General features: G+C 72.8%; 9 protein-coding genes and 1 pseudogene. 7 read left to right on the forward strand and 3 right to left on the reverse strand.

Annotated features, from left to right (window positions below):
• Positions 1–152: 152 nt before the first annotated feature.
• Positions 153–1628, reverse strand: a complete 1476-nt coding sequence (locus F1C15_RS01310) for a leucyl aminopeptidase (protein WP_056054513.1) — start codon at positions 1626–1628, stop codon at positions 153–155.
• A gap of 86 nt (positions 1629–1714) precedes the next feature.
• Here F1C15_RS01310 and F1C15_RS01315 point away from each other — a divergent pair.
• The 5 genes and pseudogenes from F1C15_RS01315 to F1C15_RS01335 all read left to right on the forward strand — a co-directional run bounded on the left by F1C15_RS01315 (position 1715) and on the right by F1C15_RS01335 (position 7695).
• Positions 1715–2629: pseudogene (locus tag F1C15_RS01315) on the forward strand (proteasome assembly chaperone family protein).
• A gap of 46 nt (positions 2630–2675) precedes the next feature.
• Positions 2676–4025 (forward strand): nitrate/nitrite transporter, encoded by a 1350-nt coding sequence (locus tag F1C15_RS01320; RefSeq protein ID WP_185232564.1) that lies wholly within the window; start codon positions 2676–2678, stop codon positions 4023–4025.
• 136 nt (positions 4026–4161) lie between these two features.
• On the forward strand, positions 4162–5679 hold the full coding sequence (locus tag F1C15_RS01325) for an RNA polymerase sigma factor (protein WP_082514457.1): 1518 nt from the start codon (positions 4162–4164) through the stop codon (positions 5677–5679).
• Between the two features lie 4 nt (positions 5680–5683).
• The gene (locus tag F1C15_RS01330; protein WP_185232565.1) at positions 5684–6943 is read left to right on the forward strand and encodes a MurT ligase domain-containing protein; all 1260 of its coding nucleotides are present in this window, start codon (positions 5684–5686) and stop codon (positions 6941–6943) included.
• Positions 6940–7695, forward strand: coding sequence for a type 1 glutamine amidotransferase (locus F1C15_RS01335; RefSeq protein ID WP_185232567.1), 756 nt, complete (start codon positions 6940–6942; stop codon positions 7693–7695). The genes F1C15_RS01330 and F1C15_RS01335 overlap by 4 nt, the downstream gene beginning before the upstream one ends.
• A gap of 99 nt (positions 7696–7794) precedes the next feature.
• On the opposite strand, the gene F1C15_RS01340 is transcribed toward F1C15_RS01335, so the two are convergent.
• On the reverse strand, positions 7795–8022 hold the full coding sequence (locus F1C15_RS01340) for a hypothetical protein (RefSeq protein WP_056054537.1): 228 nt from the start codon (positions 8020–8022) through the stop codon (positions 7795–7797).
• Between the two features lie 234 nt (positions 8023–8256).
• Here F1C15_RS01340 and F1C15_RS01345 point away from each other — a divergent pair, with 234 nt between their 5' ends.
• Positions 8257–10353 carry a type IIA DNA topoisomerase subunit B gene (locus tag F1C15_RS01345; protein WP_167259114.1) on the forward strand — a complete coding sequence of 699 codons (2097 nt, stop codon included), beginning with the start codon at positions 8257–8259 and terminating at the stop codon, positions 10351–10353.
• Positions 10354–10434: 81 nt separating this feature from the next.
• Here the strand turns inward: F1C15_RS01345 and F1C15_RS01350 are convergent, their stop codons facing one another.
• Positions 10435–12948 (reverse strand): DNA topoisomerase (ATP-hydrolyzing) subunit A, encoded by a 2514-nt coding sequence (locus F1C15_RS01350; RefSeq protein WP_255465397.1) that lies wholly within the window; start codon positions 12946–12948, stop codon positions 10435–10437.
• A 101-nt stretch (positions 12949–13049) separates the two neighbouring features.
• Between F1C15_RS01350 and F1C15_RS01355 the strand changes: the two genes are divergently transcribed.
• Positions 13050–14186: an alkaline phosphatase family protein gene (locus F1C15_RS01355; RefSeq protein WP_185232569.1), complete on the forward strand. Its 1137-nt coding sequence runs from the start codon at positions 13050–13052 to the stop codon at positions 14184–14186.
• The last annotated feature ends 1 nt before the right edge of the window (position 14187 follow it).

A 14187-nucleotide genomic window follows, 5' to 3' on the forward strand; every position in this document is an offset into this window, starting at 1 on the left:
CTGAGGTGCTGCGGCGTCGCGGTGACGGCGTCGTCGCACCCGCCAGCGTCTGCTCCATCAGGAGCTGCGCCCGGCAGGTGCTCTGCAGGGCGCGGGGCTGGTGTCGCCCGGGGGACCGATCTCGGCGGGTTTCTCCCGCCTCCCCGACCCTACTACGCGACCGAAAAGACGGCTGCCAGCTCCAGCAGGGTGCGGACGGAGACGCCGGTCGAGCCCTTGGCCGTGAAGCCGTAGCCGCCTCCCTTGTTGTTCGACGGCCCCGCGATGTCGAGGTGGACCCACGGGAGGACGCTGCCGTCCTCGCGGCGCCCGACGAACTCCTGGAGGAACACGCCGGCGAGGAGCATGCCGGCGGCGGTGTTGCCCGGGGTCGCGTTGACGAGGTCCGCGACGTCGGAGTCGAGACGGGCGCGCAGCTCGCCGGGCAGCGGCATCCGCCAGAACGTCTCGCCGACACGGCCCGCGAGGCCGACGACCTCGTCGGCCAGCGCGTCGTTGCCCATCACCCCGACCGTGCGCGTGCCCAGGGCCACGACCTGGGCGCCCGTGAGCGTGGCGACGTCGACGACCGCGTCGGGCATCTCCTCGCTCGCGGCGACCAGGCCGTCGGCCATGACGAGGCGGCCCTCCGCGTCGGTGTTGGTCACCTCGACGGTGGTGCCGCCGCGGATCGTCAGGACGTCGTCCGGGCGGATCGACGTGCCGCTGACCATGTTCTCGGCGATGCAGAGCCACGCCGTGAGCCGGACGGGGAGGGCGAGGCGAGCGGCCGCGACGGTGACGGCGAGCACCGTGGCCGCGCCCGTCATGTCGTCCTTCATCCCGAGCATGCTGCCGGCCGGCTTGAGCGAGAGCCCGCCGGTGTCGTAGGTGATGCCCTTGCCCACGAGGGCGAGGTGCTTGGCGGCGCCCTCGGGCGCGTACTCGACCTTGACCAGGCGAGGCCCGCGCGACGACCCCTGCCCGACCCCGAGGATGCCGCCGTAGCCGCCGGCGCGCAGCTCGTCCTCCGCGAGGACGGTGACGGTCAGGGGCAGGCCCTCGGCCCGGGCGACGGCCACGTCGGCCAGCGCCTGCGGGAACATCTGCTGCGGCGGGGTCATGGCGAGGTCACGGACGGTGTGGACGGCCTCCGCGACGACCGCGGCGCGCGTCACCAGCGACTCCTCGAGGTCACGGTCGGCGACCAGCACCAGCTCGCGCGCGTGCCGCCGCGACTCGCCGGCCGAGGCCGAGCGGAAGGAGTCGAACTCCCAGGAGGCGATGGCCGCGCCCTCGAGGACGGCCGCGGCCTGGTCGTCGTCGGCCACGGGGAGGGCGAGGGCGACGCGGTCGACGCCGGTGAGCTGGCGGACCGCCGAGCCGGCGGCGTAGCGCAGGGACTCCGCGTCGACGACGTCGCCGAGGCCCACGAGGGCGACGACCGTCGCGGCCACGCCCACGGCGGGCACGCGGACGAGCTGGTCACGGGCACCGGTCACGCCGAGGACTGCGAGGTCGGTCGGCAGGCCCTCGAGCTCCACGGTCACGGTGGGGCCGTCGGCTCCCTTGAGGACGCCCACGACGAGGACGTCGGCGGTGGTCTCGGCGGGGGAGGTGCGGACGGCGGACAGGCTGAGCTCGGTCATGACGTCGATGCTACCGACGGCGCTGTTCGCTCTCGGCACGCGCCGGCGGCCGGGGAGGCGACCCCGGGGTGTCTAGGCTCGATCACATGCACGACCCCGCCGGCCTCTACGACCTCGCCCCCGACTCCCACGACGTGCCCGAGGGCCTGCCGCTCGTCGCGGGGCTCACCGGCTTCGCCGACGCGGGCTCCGCCGTCAGCCAGCTCGGGCAGTACGTGCTCGACACCCTCGACCACACCCTCGTCGCGACCTTCGACCCCGACGAGCTCCTCGACTACCGGGCCCGCCGTCCGGTGTTCACCTTCGACCAGGACCACGTCGCCGAGATCACGACCTCCCCGCTGTCGCTGCACCTCGTGCAGGACGACGTGGGGCAGCCGTTCCTCTTCCTCTCCGGGTTCGAGCCCGACTTCCAGTGGCAGCGCTTCACGGCGGCGGTGGTGGGCCTGGTCGAGCGGTACCGCGTGTCGACGACGACGTGGGTGCACTCGATCCCCATGCCCGTGCCGCACACCCGCCCGCTCGGGGTCACGGTCAGCGGCAACCGGGCCGACCTCATCGAGACCCTCTCCGTCTGGAAGCCCGTGACGCAGGCGCCCGCCAACGCCCTCCACCTGATCGAGAAGCGGCTGCACGACGACGGCCACCCGACGGCGGGCTTCGTCCTCCTGGTGCCGCACTACCTGGCCGACACCGAGTTCCCCGACGCGGCCGTGACCGCGCTCTCGAGCATCAGCGCGGCCACCGGACTGATCTTCCCGACCGACCGCCTCCGCACCGAGGGGCGCGACTTCCTCGTGTAGGTCGACGAGCAGGTGCACGGCAACCAGGAGCTGTCGCGGCTCGTGACGACCCTGGAGGAGCGCCACGACACGTACATGGAGGGCAACCCCCTGCCGTCGCCCCTCACCGACCAGGACGGCCAGGTCCCGTCGGCCGACGCCCTGGCGGCCGAGCTCGAGAAGTTCCTCGCGACGCGCCGCCCCGACGACGAGGGCTGACGCCCGCTCCGTGCCGGGGGAGGAGCGGGTCGGGTAGGTTCGTCGGGTGAACTCCGCGCGTGCCTGGCTGGTCTGGGGCACCGCCGTCCTCGCGTACGTGGTCGCCGTGCTCCAGCGGTCCTCCCTCGGTGTCTCGGGCGTCGAGGCCCAGCAGCTCTTCGGCATCTCTGCCGCAACCCTGTCCACGCTCGCCGTCGTGCAGCTCGCGGTCTACGCCGGGCTGCAGATCCCGGTCGGCGTCATGCTCGACCGCGTCGGGCCCAAGGCCCTGATCGTGACGGGCGGCGTCCTCCTGGCAGTGGGGCAGGGCGTGGTCGCCCTGTCGCCGCCCGTGATCGGCGTGGCCGTGGTCGGTCGGGTGCTGGTGGGGGCCGGCGACGCGATGACGTTCATCTCGGTGATGCGGCTCCTGCCGGCCTGGTTCCGCGGGCCGATCCTGCCGCAGGTCTCACAGTGGACGGGCAACATCGGCCAGGCCGGGCAGGTGCTCTCGGCCCTGCCCCTGTCGCTCGTGCTGCACTCCGCGGGCTGGTCGCCCGCCTTCCTCAGCGCCGCGGCGCTCTCCGTGCTCGCGGTCGTCCTCGTCGTCGCCGTCGTCAGCGAGTCCCCGGAGGGCCGCGACCGCGACCGCGCCGTGCTCACCTGGCGCGAGGCGGGCCGGCAGCTCGGCGAGAGCGTGAAGCGGCCGGGCACCCGCCTCGGCTTCTGGTCGCACTTCGTGACGCAGTCGTCGGGCACGGTCTTCTCCCTCCTCTGGGGCGTGCCCTTCCTCGTGGGCGGGCTCGGCTTCACGAGCGGACAGGCCTCGGGCCTCCTCACCGTGCTCGTCGTGTCGGGCGTCGTGGCCGGGCCGGTGCTCGGCGTCCTGATGGCGCGCTTCCCGTTGCGCCGCTCGGCGCTCGTGCTGGGCATCGTCACCGTGCTCGGCGTCGTCTGGACGGTGCTGCTGGCCTGGCCCGGGGTGCCCCCGCAGTGGCTGGCGGTCGTCCTGGTCGTGGCCCTCGGCGTGGGAGGGCCCGGCTCGATCATCGGCTTCGACTTCGCCCGGACGTTCAACCCCCTGCGCAGCCTCGGCGTCGCGAACGGGGTGGTCAACGTCGGGGGCTTCCTCGCGAGCTTCGTCATGATGTTCCTCATCGGCGTCGTCCTCGACCAGATGGACGCCGCACGGGTGGCGTCCGGGCAGCCGAGCGACCTCTTCGCGTTCGAGTCCTTCCGGGTGGCCTTCCTGGTGCAGTACGTGGTCGTGGGCGGCGGGGTGGTCGGCCTCCTCCTCGCCCGCCGCGGCACGCGTCGTCGCCTGCACCTCGAGGAGGGGATCCAGGTCGCTCCGCTCTGGGTCGCGCTCGACCGCCGCTGGCGCGAGGCGCGGCGTCGGCGGCGAGGCGGCGCCTGACGCACGGGCGTCCGCCGAGGGCGCACCGCGGGGGCGCCTGCGTGTCGAACGGCTCGCCCGGGCCGTGCAATAATGGTCGAAGGACCCGTTCGTGTCCTCGCACACCGTCCGCCGTGAGGCGCGTCACCGCGAGGACTTGACATGGGTCCTCGTACTGCCCGAAATCCTGCACCATCTCCCGCGCGCCCCGTGGCGTGCGAGACCACAGCGACATCGGCCCGCCACCAGGGCCGATCCGGTCGGCCCGCCCCGCGGGCCGTCCGCCCAGAAGCAAGGCCGACCGACGTCAGGGCGCCGGTCGACACGTCGAGACGCCGCGCCGCAGCCTCCCCGACGCAACCGACGATCGAAAGGTGTTCGCATGGCTACTCGCAGCAAGGCGACCACGGCCGCCCCGGCCGTGTCCGACGAGGGGACCGAGCTCGTGTCCCCGGCCACGGAGGCGGCCGAGACCGCCGCCGCGGCCCCCGCCAAGAAGGCCCCGGCCCGTAAGGCCCCCGCGAAGAAGGCCCCGGCCAAGAAGGCTCCGGCGAAGTCGACGAAGGCGGCGGCCGGCGACGACGCCCCCGACGACGAGGCCGAGGTCGAGCCCGTCGAGGTGCCCGCCGACACCGAGGCCGACGCCGCCGACGAGACCGAGGGCGACGCCCCCGCGAAGGCTCCTGAGGTGCTGCCCACCGGTGCCCTCGTCATCTCGCAGGACGACGACGACGAGATGCCGGTCTACTCGACCACCATCACCGGTGCGACGGCCGACCCCGTCAAGGACTACCTGAAGCAGATCGGCAAGGTCGCCCTCCTCAACGCCGCCGAGGAGGTCGAGCTGGCGATGCGCATCGAGGCCGGCCTCTTCGCGGAGGACAAGCTCTCGCACAGCACGGGCCTCAGCAAGGAGCTCGAGCGCGAGCTCCGCTGGGTCGCCCGCGACGGGCAGCGGGCCAAGAGCCACCTGCTCGGCGCGAACCTCCGCCTCGTCGTGAGCCTCGCCAAGCGCTACACCGGTCGCGGCATGCAGTTCCTCGACCTCATCCAGGAGGGCAACCTGGGCCTGATCCGTGCCGTCGAGAAATTCGACTACACGAAGGGCTTCAAGTTCAGCACCTACGCGACGTGGTGGATCCGCCAGGCCATCACCCGCGCCATGGCCGACCAGGCCCGCACCATCCGCATCCCCGTCCACATGGTCGAGGTCATCAACAAGCTGGCCCGCGTGCAGCGGCAGATGCTGCAGGACCTCGGTCGCGAGCCCACGCCCGAGGAGCTCTCCCGTGAGCTGGACATGACGCCCGAGAAGGTCGTCGAGGTCCAGAAGTACGGCCGCGAGCCCATCTCGCTGCACACGCCCCTCGGCGAGGACGGCGACAGCGAGTTCGGCGACCTCATCGAGGACACCGAGGCGGTCGTCCCGGCCGACGCGGTCGGCTTCACCATGCTGCAGAAGCAGCTGGAGTCGCTGCTCGACAGCCTCTCCGAGCGCGAGGCGGGCGTCATCCGCATGCGCTTCGGCCTCGGCGACGGGATGCCGAAGACGCTCGACCAGATCGGCGACACCTTCGGCGTGACGCGCGAGCGCATCCGCCAGATCGAGTCGAAGACGATGGCCAAGCTCCGCCACCCGTCCCGGTCGCAGTCGCTCCGCGACTACCTCGAGTAGACCCGTGAAGTACGTCATCCCCGTCCTGGCCGGGCGCCTGGTCCGTGCCGCGGCCCGGCTCCGCGGCGGCGGCTCGGCCTACCCGGGCCGCACCGTCCTGACGCTGGCACCGGACTTCCTCAGCCACGTCGCGTCGCAGTTCGAGCAGGGCGTCGTCTTCGTGCTCGGCTCCAACGGCAAGTCGACGACGACGATGATGCTGACGGAGACGCTGCGGGCCCACGGCCTCTCGGTCTTCACCAACCCGACCGGGGCCAACCTGCCCCAGGGCATCGCGTCGGCCTTCCTGCGCGAGGTGACGGTGACCGGCCGTGTCAAGCACGACATCGGCGTGATCGAGGTCGACGAGGCCTTCGCGGTCGAGCTGACCCGGTCGCTGCACCCCTCGACGGTGCTGATGCTCAACGTCCAGGTCGACCAGCTCTACCGCTTCTTCGAGACGGAGCGCGTCGGCACGATGATGACCGACACGGCCGCGCTGGCGACGACCGCCGTGGTCACGAACCGCGACGACCAGCACCTCGCGCCCTACGAGGCACGCCCGGGTCAGATCGTCACCCGCTTCGGCGCGGCCCCCGACGTCGTCGAGGCGTCGCCCAACGGCCTGCAGAACGCCCACGACTTCAGCCGCGAGGCCGACGGCGGGCGGTCGGCCGACAGCGAGGTCCTCTCGCTCTCCGGCGACCGAGCCACCATCTCGGTCGGCGGCACCACGGTCGAGGTCAGGCTGCCCGCCCGTGGCCTGCACTACGCCGTCGACGCCGCGGCGGCGCTGCAGACCGCCTCGGTCGTCCTCGGCCGACCCGTCGACCCGGCCGCCGTCAGCCGGGCGTTCGAGTCGATGAAGCCTGCTTACGGGCGGGGCGAGCGCATGTCGCTCGGCGCCGACGAGGCGGAGTTCATCATGTTCAAGAACGCCGCGAGCCTCCAGCTGAACCTCGACGCCCTGCCGCAGGACGTCGAGCAGGTCATGCTGGCGATCGACGAGGGCACCCCCGACATCTCGTGGATCTACGACATCGACTTCTCGCACCTCGACCACGTCGACGTGCTGGCCGGTGCCAAGGCCTGGCAGCTCGCGCTCCGTCTCGAGCACGACGGCATCCCCGTGCACGTCATCGAGGAGGACATCTCGAAGGCCATCCGGCTCATGCGCCGGCTGCCCTCGCCGAGCGACCACACGAAGCACTTCGTGACGAACTACGAGCAGATGATGCTGGCCCGTCGCATCCTCGGCCACCCCGACCTGGAGAAGACCGCGTGAGCAGCGACACCCTCCGCCTCGTCCACCTCTACCCCGAGCAGCTCGGCGTCAGCGGCGACCGGGGCAACGTGACGGCCCTCGTCGAGCGCGCCCGCCGGGCCGGCATCGAGAGCGAGGTCCTCGAGTACCGGGTCGGCGACGCGGTCCCCACGGTCGCCGACGTCGTGCTCGTCGGCCACGGCCCGCTCTCGGGCGTCCGCGCCGTCAGCGAGGACGCACAGCGCCTCCGCGACGCGCTGGAGGGCTTCGCCGCGTCCGGCGTCCCCGTCGTCGGGGTGGGCGGCGGCATGGAGCTCCTCAGCCACGGCGTGCAGACGACGGAGGGCGAGACGGTGGCCGGCATCGGCTTCCTCCCCGGCACCGTCCGTCGGGGCGCGCCGCGCCGCACGAACTACTTCCAGGTCACGACCGAGCACCTCGGCGACACGCTGACGCTCTTCGGCTTCGAGGACCACGCGGCGCACGTCGAGCTCGACGCCGACGCGGAGGCGTTCGCCACCGTCGTCCACGGCGGCGGCAACGGTGACGGTCGCTCCGAGGGGATCCGGCGGGGCGCCTCCTTCGGCACGCAGCTCAAGGGCCCCCTGCTCCCGCTCAACCCGGCCCTGAGCGACCGCCTGCTGCGGGCAGCGCTCACGCGCCGGAGCATCTCGTACCACCCGTCGGCCGCGCACGCGAAGCTCGACGAGTACGCCGCGGCCTCACAGCGCGTCATCCGCGACAACCTGGAGCGCTCGTTCAAGGCGATGTGACCCGAGCGCGGGCGACCGTACGACGAAGGGCCCGTGCCGGGTGGCACGGGCCCTTCGTCGTCACGGGCCGGGGCGTGCCCGGCCGGGAGTCGTGGGTGGTCAGCTCGCCGTGAGCTTGGCGCTCTCGTCGAGCCACTCGACGGCGTCGGGCTGCAGCTTGTCCTTGAACTTCGCGCCGTGGTGGGCGCAGAAGAGCAGTTCGCCGCTGGCCATGGTCGCGCGGACGTAGGCCTGGGCTCCGCAGCTGTCGCAGCGGTCTGCGGCGCTGAGCTGGTACCGGGAGCCGAGCTCGTCGACGGCGGTGGTGTCGGTGGCCATCTGAGTCATGGGGTGCTCCTCCTGACGGTGGTGCTGTGGGTGGGTGACACTCATCAAAACACGCGCGCGGCGAGCACGGAGCACATTGCGCGGGATTTCGCTCCGCGCGTAGCGGAACGGCCCCGGACGGGGGCCTCGCGGGTGTCGACCCGGCCGTGTCGGGGGCTCTCGTTAAGATGGTCCGAGCCCACCGCCTCCGGATCCCCCGGTCGACGCGGTCGGCTCAGCGTCAGGAGATCCCCGTTGGCCACGTCTGATTACTCGGCTCGACACCTTTCCGTCCTCGAGGGGCTCGAGGCGGTGCGCAAGCGACCCGGCATGTACATCGGGTCGACCGACTCCCGCGGGCTGATGCACTGCCTGTGGGAGATCATCGACAACTCCGTCGACGAGGCGCTCGGCGGCCACGGCGACGCCATCGACGTCGTCCTGCACGCCGACGACAGCGTCACCGTCCGCGACACCGCGCGCGGCATCCCCGTCGACATCGAGCCCAAGACCGGCCTCACGGGGGTCGAGGTGGTCTTCACCAAGCTGCACGCCGGCGGCAAGTTCGGCGGTGGCTCGTACGCCTCCTCGGGCGGCCTGCACGGCGTCGGCGCCTCCGTCGTGAACGCCCTCTCGGAGCGGCTCGACGTCGAGGTCGACCGCGACGGCGTCACCTGGGCGATGTCGTTCCGCCGCGGGGAGCCCGGCACGTTCGACGACTCCGGCGAGCCGACGCCCGACGCGCCCTTCACGCCGTTCGTCTCCGGCAGCGTGCTGCGCCGGGTCGGGAAGGTGAAGAAGGGCGTGACGGGCACGCGCATCCGCTACTGGGCCGACCGCCAGATCTTCACCCGCGGCGCGAGCTTCCAGCCCGACGAGCTGTTCGGGCGGGCCCGCCAGACGGCGTTCCTCATCCCCGGCCTGTCGCTGCGCATCCGTGACGAGCGGCCCGGCTCGCTGACCGACGGCGGCTTCCCCTCCGAGAGCACCTTCCGCTTCGACGGCGGCATCAGCGAGTTCGTCGAGTTCCTGGCTCCCGACACGGCCGTGACCGACACCTGGCGCATGACGGGCCGGGGGAGCTACACCGAGACCGTCCCCGTGCTGACCGAGGGCGGTGCCATGGTCGCCACCGAGCTCGAGCGCGAGTGCGAGGTCGACATCGCGCTGCGCTGGGGCAGCGGCTACGAGACGGTCTTCCGCAGCTACGTCAACATCATCGCGACGCCCAAGGGCGGCTCGCACCAGGCCGGCTTCGAGGCGGGACTGCTGAAGTTCCTCCGGCAGCAGGTCGAGGCGAACGCCCGTCGGCTCAAGGTCGGCACCGACAAGGTCGAGAAGGACGACGTGCTGGCGGGGCTCACCGCGGTGCTCACCGTGCGCCTCCCCGAGCCGCAGTTCGAGGGCCAGACGAAGGAGATCCTCGGCACCCCCGCCGTGCGGGCGATCGTCGCCGGCGTCGTGGCCGACCAGTTCGGCGAGCTCTTCGGCTCGTCGCGCCGGGAGGACAAGGCGCAGACGGCGCTCGTGCTCGACAAGGTCGTCGCCGAGATGAAGTCCCGCATCGCCGCTCGGGCCCACAAGGAGACGCAGCGGCGCAAGAACGCGCTCGAGAACAGCTCGCTGCCCGCCAAGCTGGTCGACTGCCGGTCCAACGACGTCGCGAACAGCGAGCTCTTCATCGTCGAGGGCGACTCGGCCCTCGGCACGGCCAAGCTGGCCCGCGACAGCGAGTTCCAGGCGCTGCTGCCCATCCGCGGCAAGATCCTCAACGTGCAGAAGGCCTCGGTCAGCGACATGCTCTCCAACGTCGAGTGCGCGTCGATCATCCAGGTGCTCGGGGCGGGGTCGGGGCGGTCGTTCGACCTCGACGCGGCGCGCTACGGCAAGGTCATCATCATGAGCGACGCCGACGTCGACGGGGCCCACATCCGGACGCTGCTGCTCACGCTCTTCTTCCGGTACATGCGCCCGATGATCGAGCAGGGGCGCGTCTTCGCGGCCGTGCCTCCCCTCCACCGGGTCGTGGCCATCAACGCCGGCAGCAAGCCGAACCAGACCATCTACACGTACTCCGAGCAGGAGCTGAAGGGGGTGCTGGCGGGTCTCCGCCGGAGCGGCAAGCGCTACCAGGACCCGATCCAGCGCTACAAGGGCCTCGGCGAGATGGACGCCGAGCAGCTGGCGACCACCACGATGGACCGCAAGGGGCGCATGCTGCGCCGGGTCAGGGTCGACGACGCGGAGAACGCGGCGCGGGTCTTCGAGCTGCTGATGGGCAACGACGTGGCCCCCCGCAAGGAGTTCATCATCGACGGGGCCGGCCTCAGCCGCGACCGCATCGACGTCTGACGCCGCCGCCGGGGTCGGCCCGACCGCTCGCCGCGGGGGAGCCCCGCCGGCCTGGCCGGGCCGGTGGCTGCCCGTCGTCGGTCAGTCGACCGGCTCGGCCCCGGCCTCGGCCCCCGTGGCCGAGTCGGTGACGTGCGCGACCGAGGCCCCCACCGACGCGACGACGGCCGGGAGCGGTGCCCCCGAGGCGTCGCGCCGCACGAGCTCCTCGGGCAGCGAGCGCACGGCGCCGTCCGCCGCGACCGCCCGGGCGGGTCCCGGCCCCACCCAGGCGAGCGAGAGGCCGCCTTCCCCCTTGAGGAGGGCGTGGGCGCGGACGCCGCCGGTCGAGCGGCCCTTGGCCGGGAACTCGTCGAAGGCGCTGAGCTTCGCGCGGCCGGGGTCGACGCCGTCGATCGAGGCCGCACTGGTCGACACCGTCGCGACCACCGCCTCCTGCCCCTCCGGCACGGCCCCGAAGAAGAGGACGCGGGCGCTGTCGGGCAGGCTGACCCCGGCCACGCCGCCGCCGGCCGGTCCCTGGGGCCGGACGGACGCTGCGGGGAACCGGAGCAGCTGGGCGGCCGACGTGACGAAGACGAACTCGTCGTCGTCGGTGCCCTGCGCCACGCCGACCACCGAGTCGCCCGGCTTGAGCGTGACGACCGGGAACTCGGGCTTGGCCGGCCACTGGCCGGGGGCGACCCGCTTGACGACGCCGCGTGCCGTGCCGAGGGCGACCGGGCGGTCGGCGGTGAGGGAGACGAGCGCCAGCACCTTCTCGGTGGCGTCCGGCAGCCCGAGGTACTCGCGCACCGGAACGCCGGCCCCGAGCTGGACCGAGGTGGGCGGGACGGAGGGCAGGTCCACCGGCGTGAACCGGATGAGGCGACCGGTCGACGTCACGGCGCCGACCTCGCTCCGCGTGGAGGTGTCGATCGACGAGAGCACCGCGTCGTGGCTCGTGCGTCGGGCCGGGGGAGTCGGGGCCGCGGAGCCCGGCTCGGGGTGGTCGACCCTGAGGAGGCGCCCGGTCGTCGAGAGGAACACCCGCGTGGGCGTGTCCGCGATCTCCAGCACGGGCGCCTTGCGTCCACGCCCGGCCGTCGCGACGCTCGGGGCGGCCTCGGTGAGCAGGGTGCGTCGCGGGGTGCCGAACTGCTCCGCGATCTCCGCGAGCTCGGACGACACCAGCGCGCGCAGCCGGGCCGGGTCGGCCAGGAGGGCGCGGAGCTCCTCGATGGCGGCGACGAGCTCGTCGCGCTCCGACTCGAGCTCGATGCGGCTGAACTTCGTGAGCCGGCCGAGGCGCAGGTCGAGGATGTACTCGGCCTGGATCTCGCTGAGGTCGAAGACCTCCCGGAGCCGGGCCCGTGCGGCGGCCGAGTCGTCGCTCGTGCGGATGACCTGGATCACCTCGTCGATGTCGAGGATGGCGACGAGGAGGCCCTCGACCAGGTGGAGGCGGTCCTCCTTCTTGCCCAGGCGGTGGCGGCTGCGGCGCGTGACGACCTCGAGGCGGTGCCCCACGTAGACCTGCAGCATCTCCTTGAGGCCCAGCGTCCGGGGCTGGCCCTCCACCAGGGCGACGGCGTTGATGCTGAAGCCGTCCTCCAGGGGCGTGTAGCGGTAGAGCTGCTCGAGCACCGCCTCCGGGCTGAACCCGGTCTTGATGCCGATGACGAGCCGGAGCCCGTGCGTGCGGTCGGTGAGGTCGGTGACGTCGGTGATGCCCGTCAGCTTCTTCGCCTGGACGCCGTCCTTGATCTTCTCGATGACCTTCTCCGGGCCGACGAGGTAGGGGAGCTCCGTGACGACGAGCCCGGACTTGCGGGCGGTGATGCTCTCGACCTGGACCTTGGCCCGCGTCTTGAACGAGCCCCGCCCGGTCGCGTACGCGTCGCGCACCCCGGCGAGCCCGGAGATCGTGCCGCCGGTGGGGAGGTCGGGGCCCGGCACGAAGGCCATGAGGTCGTCGAGGCTGGCCCCGGGGTGGTCGATGAGGTGCCGGGCGGCACCGACGACCTCGACGAGGTTGTGGGGCGCCATGTTGGTCGCCATGCCGACGGCGATGCCGCTCGCGCCGTTGACGAGCAGGTTGGGGAAGGCCGCGGGCAGCACCTCGGGCTGCATCAGCTGGTTGTCGTAGTTCGGGACGAAGTCCACGACGTCCTCGTCGAGGCCCCGGGTCATGGCCAGGGAGGCCTCCGCCAGCCGGGCCTCGGTGTAGCGCGGGGCGGCGGGGCCGTCGTCGAGGGAGCCGAAGTTGCCGTGGCCGTCGATCAGCGGCACGCGCATGGTGAACGACTGGGCCTGGCGCACCATGGCGTCGTAGATCGCCGTGTCGCCGTGGGGGTGCAGCTTGCCCATCACCTCGCCGACGACGCGGGCGCTCTTGACGTGCCCGCGGTCGGGGCGGAGCCCCATCTCCGACATCTGGTACAGGATGCGGCGCTGGACCGGCTTGAGGCCGTCGCGGGCGTCGGGCAGGGCCCGCGAGTAGATCACGGAGTACGCGTACTCGAGGAACGACCCCTGCATCTCGAGGGAGACGTCGATGTCCTCGATCCGCTCACCGTCGCTGGCGCTGCTCATGTCGTTCGTCGTCGTGGTCATGCACTTCTCGCGGGAAGGAGGCGCGGGGCGCCTCGGCGGGGCCGGCACCCGGCTGCGGGGCGGCGGGACCGGCCAGACGGCGCTGTGCCAGACTGGTGCCGATGACGACCATCGTACCGGCGCGCCCGACCGGAGCCGTGAGCCTGGCCGACGTCCTGGAGTCGTCCGTCGCCGCCCTCACGGGCCAGGTCGGCGCCCTCCCCCTCCCCCCCGCCCGCTCGGCGGTCGTCCTCCTCGTCGACGGCCTCGGCTCGGCCTCCCTGGGGGCCCGCGCGGGCCACGCGCGCACCCTCACGGGCCGGAAGGGCAGCATCTGGTCGGGCTTCCCGACCACGACGGCCGCCGCCCTCGCGACGCTCACGACGGGTGCGCTCCCCGGCGAGCACGGGCTCGTCGGCTGGTCCGTCCTCGACGCGGAGAACGACCGGGTCGTCAAGCAGCTCTCCGGCTGGGACGACCGGATGCGCCCGAGCACCTGGCAGCGCCGGTCGACCGTCTTCGAGCGCGGCTCCGCGGTCGGGGTCCGCAGCTTCGCGGTCGGGCCTCGTCGCTACGCCACCTCCGGGCTCACCGAGGCGATCCTCTCCGGCGCCGACTACGTCACCGCCGAGACCGTGGCCGAGCGCTTCGCCACCGCGCGCTCCCTCGTGGCCGCGCCCGGCGCCTCCCTCGTGTACCTCTACGTGCCCGAGCTCGACATGATCGCCCACCGGGCCGGGTGGGAGTCGGACGAGTGGACGGCGGCCCTGGAGGAGCTCGACGGAGAGGTGCGGCGCCTGGACGAGGCGCTCGGCGCCGACGAGGGGCTGCTCGTCACGGCCGACCACGGCGTGCTCGACGTGGCCGAGAAGGGCCGCGTCGTCTTCGGCGGCCAGGCCGCGCTCGTCGACGGGGTGCGCCACGTGGCGGGGGAGCCGCGCTGCCTCCAGCTGCACTTCGAGCCCGACGCGAGCGACGCCCTGCGGGCCGCGACCGTCGCGGCCTGGCGCGAGGCGGAGTCGCACCGTTCCTGGGTCGTCACCCGCGAGGAGGCGGTGGAGGCCGGCTGGTTCGGCCCGGTCGACGAGGCGGTGCTGCCTCGCATCGGCGACCTGCTCGTCGCCGCCCGCAAGGGGGTCGTCTACTACGACGGCCGCTCCACCGGCGGTGCCGCGGGCAGCATGATCGGCCAGCACGGGTCCTGGTCGAGCGAGGAGACGCAGGTGCCCCTGCGCCGGTTCGGGGCCTTCGCCCGCTGAG

The sequence above is a fragment of the Frigoribacterium sp. NBH87 genome (assembly GCF_014217665.1).
Lineage (GTDB): Bacteria > Actinomycetota > Actinomycetes > Actinomycetales > Microbacteriaceae > Frigoribacterium > Frigoribacterium endophyticum.